The sequence below is a fragment of the Hydrogenophaga sp. PAMC20947 genome, assembly GCF_004795855.1.
In the GTDB taxonomy this organism is placed as follows: domain Bacteria; phylum Pseudomonadota; class Gammaproteobacteria; order Burkholderiales; family Burkholderiaceae_C; genus Hydrogenophaga.
Map to the genome: position 1 here is coordinate 1,292,041 of NZ_CP039252.1, position 16,418 is coordinate 1,308,458.

17 protein-coding genes and 1 pseudogene are annotated in these 16,418 nt (G+C 62.6%); 3 read left to right on the forward strand and 15 right to left on the reverse strand.

Annotated elements, in window-relative coordinates:
* Nucleotides 1-60 precede the first annotated feature (60 nt).
* From E5678_RS05765 to mltG, 13 genes and pseudogenes are all read right to left on the reverse strand, one after another.
* Nucleotides 61-894 (reverse strand): response regulator, encoded by an 834-nt coding sequence (locus tag E5678_RS05765; RefSeq protein ID WP_136177635.1) that lies wholly within the window; start codon nucleotides 892-894, stop codon nucleotides 61-63.
* Nucleotides 891-2,588, reverse strand: a complete 1,698-nt coding sequence (locus tag E5678_RS05770) for an ATP-binding protein (protein WP_247596925.1) — start codon at nucleotides 2,586-2,588, stop codon at nucleotides 891-893. Before E5678_RS05770 ends, E5678_RS05765 begins: the two co-directional genes overlap by 4 nt.
* 110 nt (nucleotides 2,589-2,698) lie before the next feature.
* Nucleotides 2,699-2,836, reverse strand: a pseudogene (locus E5678_RS05775) (lmo0937 family membrane protein); the annotation flags it as partial.
* A gap of 203 nt (nucleotides 2,837-3,039) precedes the next feature.
* Nucleotides 3,040-3,429: a hypothetical protein gene (locus tag E5678_RS05780; protein WP_136177638.1), complete on the reverse strand. Its 390-nt coding sequence runs from the start codon at nucleotides 3,427-3,429 to the stop codon at nucleotides 3,040-3,042.
* A gap of 40 nt (nucleotides 3,430-3,469) precedes the next feature.
* Nucleotides 3,470-3,787, reverse strand: a complete 318-nt coding sequence (locus E5678_RS05785; RefSeq protein ID WP_136177639.1) for a BON domain-containing protein — start codon at nucleotides 3,785-3,787, stop codon at nucleotides 3,470-3,472.
* Nucleotides 3,788-4,767: 980 nt separating this feature from the next.
* The gene (locus E5678_RS05790; RefSeq protein WP_136177640.1) at nucleotides 4,768-6,279 is read right to left on the reverse strand and encodes a tripartite tricarboxylate transporter permease; all 1,512 of its coding nucleotides are present in this window, start codon (nucleotides 6,277-6,279) and stop codon (nucleotides 4,768-4,770) included.
* A gap of 10 nt (nucleotides 6,280-6,289) precedes the next feature.
* Nucleotides 6,290-6,781: a tripartite tricarboxylate transporter TctB family protein gene (locus E5678_RS05795; protein ID WP_136177641.1), complete on the reverse strand. Its 492-nt coding sequence runs from the start codon at nucleotides 6,779-6,781 to the stop codon at nucleotides 6,290-6,292.
* Between the two features lie 250 nt (nucleotides 6,782-7,031).
* Nucleotides 7,032-7,706 carry an ankyrin repeat domain-containing protein gene (locus E5678_RS05800; RefSeq protein ID WP_247596926.1) on the reverse strand — a complete coding sequence of 225 codons (675 nt, stop codon included), beginning with the start codon at nucleotides 7,704-7,706 and terminating at the stop codon, nucleotides 7,032-7,034.
* 14 nt (nucleotides 7,707-7,720) lie between these two features.
* A complete protein-coding gene (locus E5678_RS05805; RefSeq protein WP_136177643.1) occupies nucleotides 7,721-8,533 on the reverse strand; it encodes a TatD family hydrolase in 813 nt (270 codons plus the stop codon).
* A 91-nt stretch (nucleotides 8,534-8,624) separates the two neighbouring features.
* Nucleotides 8,625-8,996: a PilZ domain-containing protein gene (locus E5678_RS05810; protein ID WP_136177644.1), complete on the reverse strand. Its 372-nt coding sequence runs from the start codon at nucleotides 8,994-8,996 to the stop codon at nucleotides 8,625-8,627.
* 70 nt (nucleotides 8,997-9,066) lie between these two features.
* Complete coding sequence (locus tag E5678_RS05815) at nucleotides 9,067-10,095, reverse strand: DNA polymerase III subunit delta' (protein WP_136177645.1); 1,029 nt, start codon at nucleotides 10,093-10,095, stop codon at nucleotides 9,067-9,069.
* A gap of 5 nt (nucleotides 10,096-10,100) precedes the next feature.
* Entirely contained in the window at nucleotides 10,101-10,778 is a 678-nt protein-coding gene (gene tmk / locus E5678_RS05820; RefSeq protein ID WP_136177646.1) for a dTMP kinase, read from the reverse strand.
* Nucleotides 10,779-10,780: 2 nt separating this feature from the next.
* Complete coding sequence (gene mltG / locus E5678_RS05825; RefSeq protein ID WP_136180647.1) at nucleotides 10,781-11,791, reverse strand: endolytic transglycosylase MltG; 1,011 nt, start codon at nucleotides 11,789-11,791, stop codon at nucleotides 10,781-10,783.
* A 181-nt stretch (nucleotides 11,792-11,972) separates the two neighbouring features.
* Between mltG and E5678_RS05830 the strand changes: the two genes are divergently transcribed.
* Both E5678_RS05830 and E5678_RS05835 read left to right on the forward strand, forming a co-directional pair.
* On the forward strand, nucleotides 11,973-12,914 hold the full coding sequence (locus E5678_RS05830) for a folate-binding protein YgfZ (RefSeq protein WP_136177647.1): 942 nt from the start codon (nucleotides 11,973-11,975) through the stop codon (nucleotides 12,912-12,914).
* A gap of 23 nt (nucleotides 12,915-12,937) precedes the next feature.
* Nucleotides 12,938-13,798 carry an NRDE family protein gene (locus tag E5678_RS05835; RefSeq protein ID WP_136177648.1) on the forward strand — a complete coding sequence of 287 codons (861 nt, stop codon included), beginning with the start codon at nucleotides 12,938-12,940 and terminating at the stop codon, nucleotides 13,796-13,798.
* A 6-nt stretch (nucleotides 13,799-13,804) separates the two neighbouring features.
* Here the strand turns inward: E5678_RS05835 and E5678_RS05840 are convergent, their stop codons facing one another.
* On the reverse strand, nucleotides 13,805-14,671 hold the full coding sequence (locus E5678_RS05840; protein ID WP_136177649.1) for a YbgC/FadM family acyl-CoA thioesterase: 867 nt from the start codon (nucleotides 14,669-14,671) through the stop codon (nucleotides 13,805-13,807).
* A 104-nt stretch (nucleotides 14,672-14,775) separates the two neighbouring features.
* On the opposite strand from E5678_RS05840, the gene E5678_RS05845 reads away from it, so the two are divergent.
* Nucleotides 14,776-15,390 (forward strand): DUF922 domain-containing protein, encoded by a 615-nt coding sequence (locus E5678_RS05845; protein ID WP_168708497.1) that lies wholly within the window; start codon nucleotides 14,776-14,778, stop codon nucleotides 15,388-15,390.
* Nucleotides 15,391-15,423: 33 nt separating this feature from the next.
* Here the strand turns inward: E5678_RS05845 and E5678_RS05850 are convergent, their stop codons facing one another.
* Nucleotides 15,424-16,404: an alpha/beta hydrolase gene (locus E5678_RS05850; RefSeq protein ID WP_136177651.1), complete on the reverse strand. Its 981-nt coding sequence runs from the start codon at nucleotides 16,402-16,404 to the stop codon at nucleotides 15,424-15,426.
* Between the last annotated feature and the right edge of the window lie 14 nt (nucleotides 16,405-16,418).

Genomic DNA, 16,418 nt, shown 5'->3' on the forward strand with positions numbered 1-16,418 from the left:
TTGCGCTACCCCCACCAAAGGGGCGGCACCGGCCGCCTGGTGGGGCTTGGGCATCACCGCTCAGGCGATCGGCAACGGGATTATCTCGACGCCGAAACCCCGGTAGCCCGTGAGTGTGCAGCGGGTGTCGAACATGGGCGTTCCGCTCACCCGGTATTGCCGGGGTGTGCCATCGGGCAACACCCGGTTGATTACCACGTCGAGGAACGGGCTGCGCGCCGCGATTCGGGCCTGCAGCATCTGGCGTTCGGTTTCGTTCCAACCCTGGCTGTCGGATGGCGGGCCGGCCCCGTCTTCATCGGTCGGTCCTGGCAGCCCCAGCATCTCCAGTACTGGCCCCGACACTTTGGTGAAGTGCCCCTCGCTGTCTTGCTCCCAATACCAATCGGTGGACAGTTCGGTCAGCGCCCGGTAGCGCGCTTCGCTCTCGCGCAACTCAGTGGTGCGTTCCAGCACCACCTGTTCCAGGAACAGATTGTGTTTGGCCAGTCGCTGGTGCAGCAGGCGCACTTCGATCAGGTTGCGGATGCGCGTCTGCACTTCAACCAAATCAAAGGGCTTGCTCACGAAGTCTTTGGCACCGGCCTGCAGGGCTCGCAGCTTGTGGTCCGGTTGCGCCGTGACCACCAATACCGGCACGTAGTCCCCGGTGGCGGCGGCGTTCAGGCTCTCCATCACCTGGAAGCCGTCCATGCCGGGCATCTGCAGATCGAGCAGGATCAGGTCGTAAGGTGTCTGCTGGTGCATCGCCGCCACGGTGTTTGGGTTCGTGGTGCTGAACACGCTCAGGTAGCCCGCCTGGTGAAGCATGTCTTCGAGCAGTTCCACATTGGCGGGCTGGTCGTCAACGATGAGGATGCGTGCGTTGAGCACGTCTTGGGCGGTGATGGTCATGCTGATTCCTCGTGGGTGGCTGCGCCGCTGAGGGTTCGCGAAAAGCTCAGGGCCGCGGCCAGCGCGTTCATGAGTTCGTTGACCTTGATCGGCTTGGTGAGGTAGTTGAAGAAGCCCGCGTCCAGGCCTGTCTGGACGTCGCGCGGAACGGCATTTGCGCTCAGTGCGATGATGGGGATGTGTGCGGTACGGGTGTCGGCGCGCAGTATCGCCATGGCCTCGATGCCGCTGATGCCCGGCAGGTTGATGTCCATCAGGATGACCTTGGGTTGGTACACGCGAGCGAATTCGATGCCCAGGCTCGCATCTGCAGCGCCGAGCAGGCGCAGATCAGCGTGCCGGCCGATGATCTGCTCCACCAGCTCCAGATTGGCCGGGTTGTCTTCCACGTACAGCAGTGTTTGCAGTGGCGAGCCTGGATCGTTTTCGATGTGCTCGGGGTCGGTGGACCCAGATTCAATAGCCGCGAACCGGGGTACCTCGGTCAGGGGCAACTGGACCCAGAACACGCTGCCCACGCCGGGCGTGCTGTCGACACCAATCTCACCGCCCATCAGTCGCACCAGGCGTTGTGTCACCACCAGGCCGATGCCCGTGCCTTCTTCGGTGCCCGACTCCTGGCCGAGCCGGTTGAATGGCTGGAACAGCAGGGTCAGCTGCTCCGGTGTCAGACCCGCGCCGGTATCGCGCACGCTGATGCGGATCGCGTCGGGCGGGCTGAGTGTGCACTCCACCGTGACGTGCCCGCCTGCCTTGTTGTATTTGATGGCGTTGAACAGCAGGTTGATCAATACCTGCTTGAGCCGCGTGTGGTCGGCCTTCACGTGGCGCGGTTGTTCCAGTGGCGTGAACACCATGCCGATGTGGCGCTGCTGCGCCTGCGGCTCCACCATGGCGCGGCACTCGCCCAGCACCTCGGCCAATGAGACCGGCTCACCCGAAAGGGCGAGTTTGCCGGACTCGATGAGGGTGAGGTCCAGGATTTCGTTGATCAGCTCCAGCAGGTACCAGCCCGCTTTCAGGATCTGGTCGATGCTGCGCTTTTGCATAGCCGTGGGCTCGGGGGTGCCCGATTCGACCAACTGCGCAAAGCCCAGGATGGCGTTGAGCGGTGTGCGCAACTCGTGGCTCATGCTGGAGATGAAATCGGTTTTGGCGCGGTTGGCTTTTTCGGCCGCGGCCATGGCTTCGTTGAGCAACAGCTCATCGCGCTTGCGCACCGAATTGTCGGTGACGATCAGCAGGTAGCCGATCAGGTTGGCGTGGTCAGCGCGCAATGCGATGATGGACACAATCGCTGGAAAACTGCTGCCATCTTTGCGGAGGTAGTTGAGCTCATAGATGTCTTCGATGCCGCGCGAGGCCTTGAAGGCCAGGGCTTCGAAACCCGGCGCAATTGGCGTATCGAGTTCCAGGCTGAGCGCCATAGCGCGTGCGCGCACCTCTCCCGGGTCGTGCATGTCACTCGGGCTTACTTTGTTGACCACGTCGCTGGCGCTGTAACCCAGCATGTGCTCCGCCCCCACGTTGAAGAGCTGGATGATGCCCTTTTCATCGGTCGCAATGATCGAAAAATTGGGGCTGTTGAGGATGGCGTTTTGCAACGCTCCGGCTTTGAGCAGTGCGTCGCGCGCCGCGAAACCCGAACTGCCCGACACATCGGGGCTGTCGGTGAGCGGAAAAGTTTGGGGCATGCTCATTTTTTCTTACGCCGTCGCAAAGGCAAATCTGGACACTAACTGCTGCGGTTGGGCGTTGTATGTAGGGTAACGAACACAATATTGAAGCCGCGTTGAAACGGGCTGCGGCCGGTGATCACACGCAGCAGCACCATGACGATGGCGATGACCAGCAAAATATGGATGAGCCCACCCATGGTGGTTGCGGTCACCAAGCCCAGAACCCAAAGGATGAGCAACACGACGGCAATGGTGTAAAGCATGATGGTTCCTTGGTTGTTAATGGGTAGAAACCGGTTGGGGCCACGGGCGATTCAATCTCCAAGTGGCGCCCGCCAGCTTTAGCGCCTGGCGCCTTTGCACCTGCACGCCAAGCGCCCACAAGCCGCCGCGTGTTCGACCAGCAACAAAGGTTTCTAAGCGGCCAGGTGAAACACCGGATGGCTCATGAGAGCCGTCCGGCGTTTCAGCGGACGGAACCGCTGTGGCGGCTGAAGATCGCCACGAGGCCCATGAGCGCTGCGCCCACGGCTGCGGCCATCAACATGGACTTCACTGGCTCGTGCTGGATATAGCGGGTGGTGACGTCTCTCGCATGCACCGTCTTGTCTCGCAACTGGTGCGAGCCCTCCCGCGCCGCTTCCATGCCTCGGTGGGCCAGCGACTCGGTGTCGTGGACCAGGTGGTTCAGGGCCGTGGTGGTCTGGGCACGGGCTTCGTCCAGGCCATCTGCCATGCGGTCCAGGCGGTGTTGAGCGGCCCGTTGCGTGGACTGGATCGCGTGTTCTGCACCCAAGGTCGCCTCGTGGGCCAGCTTGGAGGCTTCATCGCCTATGGTTTTGACAGGGTTGTTCATGATGGTCTTTGGACAGGTTGGCCGGGATGGGCTTCGCCGCTCATTTCATCCGCATGTCGTTCTTGACCGAGCGCACACCACCCACGGCTTTAACAACGTCTACCGCGTGCTGGATGTCGGCGGCGGACTTGACGAAGCCACTGAGCTGGACCACGCCCTTGAAGGTTTCGACATTGATTTCGGCGGATTTCAGCGCTTCATCTTTGAAGATCGCAGCCTTCACTTTGGTGGTGATGGCCGTGTCGTCCATATATTGACCGGTGCTTTCCTTCGTTTCTGTGGATGCACAACCCACGACGCCGGTGAGCGCGGCAGCAGCGAGCAGGAGAATCGAGAAGCGGTGGGAGATGGTTTTCATGAGATTCTTTCGGTGACAAAGGCTGATCGGGCTGCGCAACCCAAGGCTGCACTGCATGGCAGAACACATTCGTATCCGGTGCCATGAGCTTGACAATAGAGAGACCCGTGCCGCGCGTCTGTGCGCTGCCGCACCCAATGGCTGGCGCTAGGAACGGGTGTCCGTGCGCCATCCCACCGCAGTGTCTACCGCAGAGGTCACCACAGGCAGGGCGTTCTCATCATGGGGGGGCCCACCTTGGTCGGTGCTGGAGGGCATCCGTTCGTCGTGGAACTTGCTCCGCTGAAGCCACCTCAGCGGCCGCGGTACGCTGGCGGCTCACACAGAGAGGAGGAGGGCGTGATCGCGCTTTCCTCGCAATGGATCGTCGCCGGTTTCGAGCAGCGCGCAAAGCAGAGCTTGGTCATTGCCGCCGTTTCCTGGGGAGCTTGCAGAGCTTGGCGCAAGCCTTGCCGATACGCGTAAGCAGTTTATGAACGTCTGGATCCGGACAAGGCTTCTTGAGCTTGGTGTGAGCAAGAGGTCAGGGTGGGTGCGTGCACAGAATCTTGGTGGCTGCCGGTGCAAGGCGCCAGGTCGACGATCAGGCTCGCGTGCCAACACCTTGGTCGTCGTTCAGCCAGAGGTTCACGCACCTGAGGCGGCGCATGAATGCTTCGGGCCCATTTTTGTTGTACTGCACGTGGTGCCCGATCTGGTTTTACGGGTAGCGCAACCCATTCTGGAAACCACGTTTGAAGAGATGCGTTCAGGCTTCAATGAACGGGTGCGAGAGGTGTTGAAGGTGACTGGAAGCACAGTTGGGGTCGAGAAGAACGTGCTGAACTGGCTGTCGCGGTTGCCCATATCGTCTGTGCACCCATTATTAAACTTAACATAATATACATCGTGGAAGGTATTAGATCGATATTGCAAGGCAGCAAAAAGCCCGCGCAGCCAGGATCATCCAGCTGCCGGGCCCTGGTGTTCATGGTGATGTCTCAGTCTTCTACGAAAGCTTCTTCGCGCTTCTTCTTGATCGCCGGGCTGATCACGATGACCAGCAGCAATGCGGCAATGGCCAGGAGGCTCGCCGACAGCGGCCGCGTCACAAACACCGACCAGTCGCCACGGGCGATCAGCAAGGCGCGGCGCAGATACTCTTCCATCATGGGGCCCAGAATCAGGCCCAGCAACAAGGGGGCTGGCTCACAGCCCAGCTTGATGAACAGGTAGCCGATGAAGCCAAAGATGGCCACCATCCAGATATCAAAGCTGTTGTTGTTGGTCGAGTAAACCCCGATTGCGCAAAACAGCACGATGGCCGGGAAAAGCAGGTGGTACGGCACTTTCAGCAGTTTCACCCAGATGCCGATCAGCGGCAGGTTCAGGATCACCAGCATGGCGTTGCCGATCCACATCGAGGCGATCAGGCCCCAGAAAAGCTCGGGGTTGCTGGTCATCACCTGGGGGCCAGGCTGGATGTTGTGGATGGTCATGGCGCCCACCATCAAGGCCATCACCGCATTGGGTGGGATACCCAGCGTGAGCAAGGGAATGAACGAGGTTTGGGCGCCGGCGTTGTTGGCCGCCTCAGGGGCTGCCACCCCCCGGATATTGCCTTCGCCGAATGGGACTTCACCGGGTCGCAACCGGGTCTTTTTCTCGAGGGTGTAAGCGGTAAAAGCCGACAACAGCGCGCCGCCCCCCGGGAGGATGCCGAGCGCTGAGCCCAAGGCGGTGCCGCGCAATATGGCCGGCACCATCAGCCGGAAGTCTTCAGCGGTGGGCATGATGCCATGGACTTCACCTGTAAAGACCTGACGCTCGTCCTCGGGTTTGGACAGGTTGCTGATGATCTCGCCGTAGCCGAACACACCCATGGCAATCGCCAGAAAACTGATGCCGTCGGTCAGCTCGGGAATGTCAAAGCTGTAGCGGGCCACGCCCGAGTTGATGTCGGTGCCCACGAGCCCCAGCAGCAGCCCCAGAACAACCATGGCCAACGCTTTGAGCAAGGATCCAGAAGCCAGCACCACGGCCCCGATCAGGCCCACCACCATCAAGGAGAAATACTCGGCGGGGCCAAACTTGAGTGCCAGCTCGGTCAACGGTGGCGCAAAGGCCGCCAGGATCAAGGTGCCGACGCAACCCGCGAAAAACGAGCCCAGACCCGCTGCTGCGAGAGCGGGGCCTGCCCTGCCCTTGCGGGCCATCTGGTAACCGTCGATCACGGTCACAACCGACGAGGCTTCGCCTGGCAGGTTGACCAGAATGGCGGTAGTGGACCCGCCATATTGAGCGCCGTAATAAATGCCCGCCAGCATGATCAGTGCGGCCACGGGCTCCAGCCCATAGGTGGCGGGCAACAGCATGGCGATGGTCGCCAGCGGGCCGATCCCTGGCAGAACGCCGATCAAGGTGCCCAGCAAACAACCCACGAAGGCATAGATCAGGTTCTGAAAAGTGAAAGCAACGCCAAAACCGAGGGACAGGTGTTCGAACAGCTCCATGGTGATTTCCTCATTGACACATGAATGCCGGCCACACCGGAAACTGCAGTTGCAGCACCCGCACAAAAGCCAGATAGCTGCCCAGCGCCAGGCCCGCGCCCAGCAAGAAGCTCTCTTTCCAGCTGAAACCAGTGCGGGCCATGCTGGCCACCAGCGTCAACGCCATGATGGCCACGAACATGCCCATGGCCGGCAAACCGATGGAAGGCAGACCGACCAGCAACACACCAAACAGCACGTTGGCCAGCAACACGAACACCAGCGGCCGCCAGGCGAATGCACCGATCCTGTCGCCCGAGCTTGCACCAGGTCCTGAGAAGGACTTGATGGTGACGCCGACACCCAGCAGCACAAGCAAGAGTCCCAGCATCAGGGGGAAGTAACCCGGCCCCATGCGGGCAGCGCTGCCGATTTCGTAGTCGCGTGCGCCCCAGGCAAACGCCCCACCGATGGTGGTGAACATCAATCCGGAAAAAAAGTCTTTTTGACTGGCCATGGCCACGGGGTGTCTCCTTGTCGGGGTTCGAACCTGAATTGTCGTTGGTGTTCTTGGGCCGGTGAATCCGGTTGCTCGCGCTCAGGTTGATTGGCAGCAGGCGGAGGTTATGCCCGATTTATGGCTGCGGATGACCGATGCCTGGGTCTGCTGCGACGCATGGGCGACACTGGGCGCCGCCAAGGGCCACCTGTAAGCGCTTGTCCGCGTGAGACAACATGACCGCCGGCCCTCCTCTCCGCCCGAAAAAAAACATTCAGCGCGTTGCTGGGGTCTTGGCGGTTCGGGCCCGAATGGCGGCTGCAATCAGGTTGGCCTGTTCGGAGCGACCGGCCTGGCGCGCAAAATCGACGGCGGTGAGGCCTTGTTCGTTGCGAAGCATGGGATCAGCACCCTCCTCCAGCAGCAATGCGACGAGGTCGGCATGGCCGTACTTGGCGGCCATCATGAGGGGCGTGGACTTGTTGGGCGATTCGGCGTCGATGTAGGCATGGTGCTCCAGGAGCAGGCGCACCATGGCATCGCTCGATGGCTCGAGATTGGAACAGGCGTAATGGAGAGGGGTCCAGAGGGTCTTGTTGACCTCGGCCTTGCGCTGAATGAGGCGGGTCGCCATGTCAAGCTCGCCCTGGAGGGCTGCCAGCATCAAGGGACTCTCGCCGCTGGGGTTGCGCGCCTCGACTTTGACCGAAGGCTGCTTGAGCAGAAAACCAACCACTTTGTCTGAGCCATTTCTCACGGCAATCAACAGCGCGGTTTCCCCGTGCTCATCCACAATATTGAGGTCAAAGCTGCGCAAAGTGAGTCCGACGATGGCGGACTCGTCGTCGGTTTTGGCCGCTTGAAAGAACCGGTCAAATGTGCCGGCGTGCGACAGGCTTGACAACGAAATAATTGCTGAAAAAACAATGATCTTCAGGTGGTTGTTCAAGTGAAATCTCATCATTATTCAGCGGCAACCTGGGTGAACAGGCGGTCAAAATTGGCGCTGGTCGCCTTGCCGATCGCCTCAACCGTCAGGCCTTTGAGCTCGGCGATCTGCTGCGCCACAAACGGCACATACGACGGGTTGTTGGTCTTGCCCCGGTAAGGCACCGGCGCCAGATAGGGGCTGTCGGTCTCGATCAGCATGCGGTCCAGCGGCACAAACTGGGCCACCGCCTTGATGTCGATCGCATTGCGAAACGTCACGATGCCGGAAAACGAGATGTAAAAGTCAAGGTCGAGCGCTGCCCGCGCCACCGCTTCGGATTCGGTGAAGCAATGAAACACGCCCCGCGAGCGAGGGGGCGATGTATTGTCCATGCTGTCGAAACCACCCTCTTCCCGCAGGATAGCCAGCGTGTCTTCGGAGGCGCTGCGGGTGTGGATCACCAGCGGCAGATCGGTCTGGCGCCCGGCCCGGATATGGGTCCGGTAGCGATCGCGCTGCCAGGCCATATCGGCCACGGTTCGGCCATTAAGGCGGTAGTAGTCCAGACCGGTCTCGCCAATACCCACCACCCTGGGCAGCGCAGCGCGGCTGAGCAGGTCGTCCAGCGTGGGTTCCTGGACCCCTTCGTTGTCGGGATGCACGCCCACGGTTGACCACAGGTTGCCATGCGCGAGCGCCAGCGAGTGGACATCGGTGAATTCTTCCAGCGTGGTGCAGATGCAGAGTGCGCGGTCAACCTGGGCCTGGCTCATGGCATTCAGGATCTCGGGCAGTTGGGCCCGCAACTCGGGGAAGCTCAGATGGCAGTGGGAGTCTGTGAACATGGGCAAGCAGGTCAGGACGCAGCAGCCAAGGCGCTGCCAGGCATGGAGGTCGACGTCGGGCTGGCGCAGCCGGGTCCGCCCACCAATGGCGTCAGATGGTCTGGGTGGCGCGATCCGAGCCGAGAGCCGCGCCGAGAATTTCTTCGATTTTGATTTTCAGCACCCTGGATTTTTCATCCGCCGGGAACCGGATGCCAACACCTTGGGTGCGGCCGGCTGCGGCCTTGGGCGGTGTCACCCATGCCACTTTGCCTGCAACGGGGTAGCGCTGGGGATCGTCTGGCAAGCTCAGCAACACGTAGACGTCATCGCCCAAGCGGTAGTCCCGCGAGGAGGGAATGAAAATGCCCCCATCGGAAAACAACGGTATGTAGGCGGCGTAGAGCGCAGCTTTCTCCTTGATGGAGAGCTGAATCACGCTCGGACGTGCCGATGTTGGGCTGGCGGGTGGACTGGTGCTCATGGATTTCGAGTTTAGCGGGAAACCGAGCCCACACACGTGAGAGAAGTGGCATCAATGGGGGGCATTCCACTCATGGCGCACCGCCTTGCTGCAAAACCTGGCTGGTTCGTGCGGCCCAGGCCTCTTGCATAAGGCCTGCTGAAAACGGGTGCTCAACCGTGCGGGCCGCATCAGACAGCTCGCGTGACCAGCGGCTCAAGGTGAGCCAGCGAGGCGCTGGAGGTAGGCCTTCGGCTGGAAAAAACCGCGGTGCGGCACCCGCTGCAGAGGCCATGAGGTCGTGGCACAGCTTCTGCAACACCTCCAGTTGCTGGGCCGCTGGCCAACTGGCAAGGCCTCGCCAGTCCCCCCGGGCCAGGGCTTTGGGCAGATTGGACCAGGTCTGGGCGTCAAGGCCAGCGCGGGCCCAGGCCAGTGCATCGGCGGGGCGACCGCCAGCCGCCTGAAGCCAGACCTGTGCTTGTTCGGCGGTGGCCGCTGACAGGCCTTCTTGGTGGCGCAGCCAAGCCAACGCCTCGGCGGCATCGGGCCAGACCATGGCATGGGTCTGGCAACGGCTGCGAATGGTGGGCAGCAATTGGTGCGTGGCTTCGCTGGCCAATACAAACCGGGTGTCGCCCGGGGGCTCCTCCAGGGTTTTGAGCAGGGCATTGGCCGTGACGTGGTTCATGCGCTCGGCCGGGTAGACCAGCACGGCCATGCCCCGACCCCGTGCGCTGGTGCGTTGCGCAAAGCCCACGGTGTCGCGCATGGCCTCAACCCGGATTTCTTTGCTGGGCTTGCGCTTTTTGTCGTCAATGTCTTTTTGGGCCTTCTCCGACAAAGGCCATCCAAACTCGAGGGCAGTCGTTTCCGGCATCAGGGCGACGAAGTCCGGATGGGCGCGTGTATCGACCAGGTGGCAGCTGCCACAGACACCGCAGGCACCGTCGGCCGTGGGAGCCTCGCAGAGCCACGCTTGGGCCAGTGCCAGACCGAGCTCGTACTGCCCAAGTCCAGACGGTCCCTGCAGGAGCCGGGCGTGGCCGCGCTGACCCACCAGGGTCTGCAATTGCCTTTGCAGCCAGGGAGCCAGCGGGGTTGGTGATGAAGTGGGCATAGCCGTCAGGTGGACTTGTTCAACCAGCCGCGTTGCACGAAGTGGTCATGCAGATCTTGCCAGACCTGCTCGCGGGGCTGGTCGGCGTTGATCTTGGCGAACCGCTCAGGTTGCGCGGTGGCACGCGCAGCGTAGCCCGCGACCACGGCCTGGAAAAAAGCCACGGGCTGGGACTCAAAGCGGTCCGGGGCACGGGCATCGGCCAGGCGGGCCGCCGCGATCTCTGGGGCCAGATCGAACCAGACGGTCAGATCGGGCTGGCGAAGGGCTTGGCCTTGCAGGGCTGGCGTGGCCTGCACCCATTGTTCCAGCGTCGTCAACACGGCCAGATCGAAGCCCCGCCCACCGCCTTGGTAGGCGAAGGTGGCGTCGGTGAAGCGATCACACAGCACCGCTTCGCCCCGCGCCAGTGCGGGTTCGATCACGGTTATGAGGTGGTCGCGGCGGGCGGCAAATACCAGCAGGGATTCCGTCAACGGGTCCATGGCATCGCCCAGCACCATGGCACGCAGCTTTTCGGCCAGCGGCGTCCCGCCCGGTTCGCGGGTCTGGGTGACCACCCTGCCCTGTGCCTGAAATGCCTCGGCCAGGTGGGCGATGTGGGTGGACTTGCCCGCGCCGTCGATGCCCTCGAACGAGACGAACAGGCCTGTGGGTGTGGAAGACGGGCTGGAGGGAGACATGATCAACGGTTCAGGATATAGCGCCGAACAGCCGAATTGTGTTCGTCGAGCGAGTGACTGAAATGGCTGCTGCCATCGCCTTTGGCCACGAAGTACAAGGCCTTCGAATCGGCTGGGCGCACGGCCGCCAGCAGCGAATTCCAGCCCGGCATGGAAATCGGCGAAGGCGGCAAGCCGGCGCGGGTGTAGGTGTTGTAAGGGGTGTCGGTGAGCAGGTCGATTTTGCGCAGATTGCCATCAAAACGCTCACCCAACCCGTAAATCACGGTGGGATCGGTTTGCAAGCGCATGCCAATGCGCAAGCGGTTGTTGAACACGGCGCCCACAAGGCTTCGGTCTTCCTCAGCACCCGTTTCCTTTTCAATGATGCTGGCCAGAATCAGGGTTTCTCCGGGCGTTTTGAGCACACTGGTCGGGCTGCGCTGTTCCCAGGCTTCAGCCAGGCGGGTGTCCATGGCCTGAGCCGCCTGCCGCAGCACGCTGGACGCCAGGGCATTTTTCACCACGCGGTAGGTATCAGGGAAGAACCGCCCCTCGGGTTGTTGGTCTTGCAGACCGATTTGCCCCATCACGGCTTCCGGGCTCAGTCCGTCAATGTCCTGGCGCAAATGGGGCGAAGCACGCACCGCAGCCAACACCTCCCGGATGTTCCAGCCCTCCAGCAGGATCACGCTGCGCAGCGCCTGTTCCCCCCGGACCATCTGCCTCAGCAGGCTTCGGGGTGTGGCCCCCGGCTTGATTTCGTAGACCCCGGCCTTGATGGCGGCAGCATTGCCAGACAGCCTGAACCACGCATACAACGCGGTGGCGGGCACGTCTACGCCAGCGGCCGCAATGGCTCTGGCCACCGCCCGGGAGGAGCTGCCGGGTTTGATTTCCAGTGTCAGCGGCTCATCTGCGGTGGTGCCGACAGGCAGCCGCAGCGCTAGCCCGGTCCACCACCACCCAGCCGCAACCCCGCCGACCACGGCAACCACGATCAGCGCAAAGAGCAGGGACAACAGGCGTTTCAAGGCGGGCAATACGGAGGACGGTGAGAGGGAGACCCCATGTGTGAGGGACACAAAGGCAGGCCGAGCATGATAATCCAGAGGGGTTCACAGTCCTAGGGTCTGAACTTCGTTGCTTTCTTGCAGCGCCTTGGTGCTGACCACCCCGCGCAGTTTTTGTTTTCACACTTTCCCCCCATTGCCCATGTCCGATTCATCCTTGACCGCCTCCGAACTGTCTTCCTTGCACGGCGTGGTGCGCTGCGATCGCCTGGGTGTGATCCGGGCCGTTGGCGAAGAGGCGGCCAAGTTTCTGCACGGACAGCTCACCCATGATGTGGTGCTGCTCGACACTGTGCACGCTCGCCTCGCGTCGTTTTGCTCATCCAAGGGCCGCATGCAGGCCAGTTTTGTGGTGTTCAAGCGCTCGGCTGAGGAAATTTTTCTGGTGTGTGATGCGGCCTTGTTGCCCACCACGCTCAAGCGGCTTTCGATGTTTGTGATGCGGGCCAAAGCCAAGCTCAGCGATGCGAGTGCCGAAGTGGCGGTATGGGGGTTGGCTGGGTCTGCCGTGCCGACCGATCTGCCCGCCGAGCCCTGGAGCATGACGACCGAGCCCAACGGGGCGCATGTGGTTCGGCTCTACCCAGGCGAAGGCGTGTCCCGCGCCTTGTGGGTTGCGCCGGTGGATACCGCGGCGCCGCAAGGCCCTGCCCTGACCCCGGCCAACTGGGCCTGGCTGGAGGTCATGAGTGGCGTGGCGCCGGTTACTGCACCCATCGTGGAAGCCTTTGTGCCCCAGATGTTGAACCACGAATCGGTGGGCGGTGTGAATTTCAAGAAAGGGTGTTACCCCGGGCAGGAAGTGGTGGCGCGCAGCCAGTTTCGTGGCAGCTTGAAGCGCCGGGCCTACCGAGTCGCCTGCCCGGAGGCCTTGTCGGTGGGGCAAGAAGTGTTCCACGACAGCGACCCCGGTCAACCCTGCGGCCTGGTGGCGGCCGCTGCTGCACATCCGGCCGGCGGCTGGTCTGCCATCGTGTCGATGCAGACCCAGGCCGCATCGGATGGCCATCTGCATGCGGGCTCGGTATCAGGCCCTGAATTGCAGCTGCTGGCGCTGCCCTACCCCTTGCTCGACGACATTTGAATTGAATCGGACTTCGCGATTTCATGTGTTTGATTGCATTTGCCATCGCCGTTGATCCGGCGTGTCCCTTGTTCATTGCCGCCAACCGCGATGAGTTCCTGGACCGCCCGACCGCGCCGCTCCACCGCTGGAGCCTGCCCAATGGCGCGGTTGTGGCTGGCGGGCGAGACTTGCGCGACGGCGGCACCTGGTTGGGATTGAACACCACCGGTCGCGTGGCGATGCTCACCAACGTACGGGATGCCCAGCCCCAGCCCGCGGCGCGCAGCCGGGGCGAGCTGGCCAACCGCTGGCTGGCGGGCGATGTGTCGTGGGAGGCGTTGCTGGAAGGGCTGAGCGCCGGCGATTATGGGGGGTTCAACCTGGTGGTCGGCGACGTCGCCAACCATGCCTGGGGTTGGGTGTCCAACCGGCACCCCGATGCGCCTCATGCGGCTGTCGCCCCCGCTTTGCACCACCGAACGCTGGAACCCGGCCTGTACGGTTTGTCCAATGCTGCCCTGGATACCGGCTGGCCCAAGACCTTGCGGTTGAAGCAGGCCCTGTCTGAGTCGCTGGCCATGGACTTGCAGGGCGACGGTGCGGGTGGCCGCTCCCGCATGTTGAAGGCCTTGGGTGATGGCCAGCAGGTGGCCATGGATGACCTGCCTTTGACCGGTGTCGCTCCGGCCTGGGAGCAAGCGCTGTCGAGCCCTTTTGTGCATGTGCCCGAGCGCGGCTACGGCACCCGCAGCAGCCTGGTCGTGCGGGCACGTCAGGAACCCTTCTCCACAGGCCCACTCGGGTTGCAGGTGGACTTGGAAGAATGGACCCATGGCGGCGACCATGGCGGCCAGCCCACCTGGAGCGATACCCACCGCCAAGCCATGAGCCTCAGCTGGTAGCGGCGTTCAGCGCAGCGAACGGCTCATGGTGATGTGGGGAATACCCGCCTCTTCATAAGGCTCGCCCTGGCGCATGAAGCCGAGCCGGTCGTAAAACCCTTCAGCGCTGCGTTGGGCGTGCAGCACCACTTCCCGCTCCCCCCGGGCTTTCGCCGCATCCGCCAAGGCCTCCAGCACCTGGCGCCCCAGCTGCCCTCCTCGAAGCACCCGGTCCACGGCCATGCGACCCACCTTCGCCACCCCGGGCCCGGCAGGCACCATGCGCCCGGTGGCCACGCACCAGCCCAGCCGGTTGAACGCCACGGCGTGCATGGCGGTCTGGTCGGCCGCATCCGATTCCAGTTCTTTGGGGATGCGCTGCTCTTCCACGAACACCGCAGCCCGCAGGCGCTGGGCATCTTTACCCAGTGTGGCCCAGTCGCCCACCTCGATGCGAACCATGGGCTCGCCGGCCTCATATCCCAGCAACGTCTCGCGCAATACGGGTGGAACCGGGCGCGACGTCTGGGTGGAGGGATCGGCGAACACGTAAACGATTTCGCCAGAGATCAAGTGTTCTTCGCCCCGGAAAATGGCCCCGGTGAATACCATCGACGATGTGCCAATGCGGCTGCATTTCATGGCCACCTCGACCTGATCATCGACCCGTGCCGAAGCGTGAAACTCCACCGTGGCCTTCACCACGTAGAGATCACCTTCCAGTGCATCCATGGTCGGTTGGTAGGGCAAAGCCAGTGCGCGCCAGTAGTCGGCAATGGCGGTGTCAAAGTACATCAGGTAGTGGGCGTTGAACACGATTTTTTGCATGTCGACCTCGGCCCAGCGAACGCGCAGGCGGTGGAAGAAGCGGAAATCGGAGCGTTTGAGTGTCATGGGGTCTCCAGATGGGGAAGCGCTTGTGGCTGTGCTCTGATGTTAGATGCTCGTTCCAGATGTTCTTGTGTCAACCCGTCCAGATATCCGAGAATGGCTCTGTCATGCGCCTGTTCACCCTCTTTACCCTGCCCCGCTCCAGCTGGAACGTGCGCCGGTCCATCTGGATCTGCTGCGCGTTCGGATGGCTGGCGCAACCCGCTCTGGCCGAGGTGAGTGAAAGCCTGCAATACCGGTACTACACCGTCTCGCCCTATGGCAAAGAAGCCTTGTGGCAGGCGATGGACCGTGCATCGCCGATCCGGGAAAAGGGGCAGGTGTTTCGCGGCGATACCCGGTGGCAGGTGGTCTGGGACCTTCGCTGGGAACAGGGCACCAGTGGACGGTGTGCGCTCACCCGGGTGCAGACCACGTTGCACGCCACCATCACCTTGCCCCAGATCAGCGGGGACTGGGATGCAGGAACGCGTGCTCGCTTCATTCGGTATGCCACTGCTTTGCGGCAACATGAACTGGGGCATGTGGATTCGGGGCGCGAGGCCGCGCGCGCAATTGATCGCCGCCTGAGTGCTTTTCCCGTGATGTCTTCTTGCCATGCCCTGGAGCAGGCCGCCAACGCCGCAGGCTTCGAGCTGTTGGAGCAAGCTCGTCAGCGCGACCTCGCCCTCGACCAGCGCACCGGTCACGGGCGCAGCGAAGGGGTGGTCTTGCCCGACTGAATTCGATCGAATCCGACCCATCGTGGGCCGGGTTCAGCCGCTCCAGGCGTGGCGCAGGGCGCGGGCCGCGTCCATGTGGCTGGTGAGCGCTTGCGGTAGGGCGCGTCCGAACTGGATGAAGCCGTGGACCATGCCCGGGTAGATTTCGATGTCTACCGCCACGCCCGCCAGGCGCAAACGATCGGCGTACAAAAGGCCTTCATCTGTCAGAGGGTCACATTCAGCGAGACCGATCCAGGCCGGTGCCAAGCGCTCCAGATCACGCACTTCACCCGTGGCATCCACGCCATCAAGCGGCGCAAAGCGCCAGTCATTGCGGTCCTCGGCTCCGCGCAGGTAGTGCCCAAAGAAGTAGTCGATGTGGGCTGTCTCCAGCATGAAGCCATGGCCAAAGGTCTTGTGGGACGGCGTGTGCTGGTGCCCGCCCGTTCCCGGGTAAAACAGCATCTGCAAAGCCAGCGGCCAGCCTGCGTCGCGCGCTTCAATGGCCGTGGCGGCGGCCAGCGTGCCGCCCGCGCTGTCGCCGCCCACCGCCAGCCGGCTCGCGTCCAGCCTCAGCTGGGGTGCGTTGTCGCGCAGCCAGGCCAGACTGTCCCAGGCGTCGTCCACCGCTGTGGGGAACTTCCATTCGGGCGCCAGCCGGTAGTCCACCGAAACCACTGCGCAATGGGCCAGGTGGGCCAGATGGCGACACAAAGGCTCGTGGGTGGCCACGCTGCCCACGGTGAACCCGCCCCCGTGGAAGTACAGCAAGACCGGCAGTGGCTGCTCAGCGGCAGGCGCGTAAAGCTCAGCGTTGATCTGGGCGCCGTCGCGGGTCGGAATCTGCAGGCTTTCCACTCGGGGCAGTTTGTGCAGAGGGATATCGAGCACACCGGCACCCGCTGCGTAGGCCTGTTTGGCCTGAGATGGCGAGAGGGCGTGCATGGGCGGGTGGCCGGCGCGGGCCACCCGATCCAGAAGGCCACGCATGGCGGGGGTGAGCAAGGCTCTCGGGTTGGAGTGTTTGGACATGCGGCGTTTTTTAC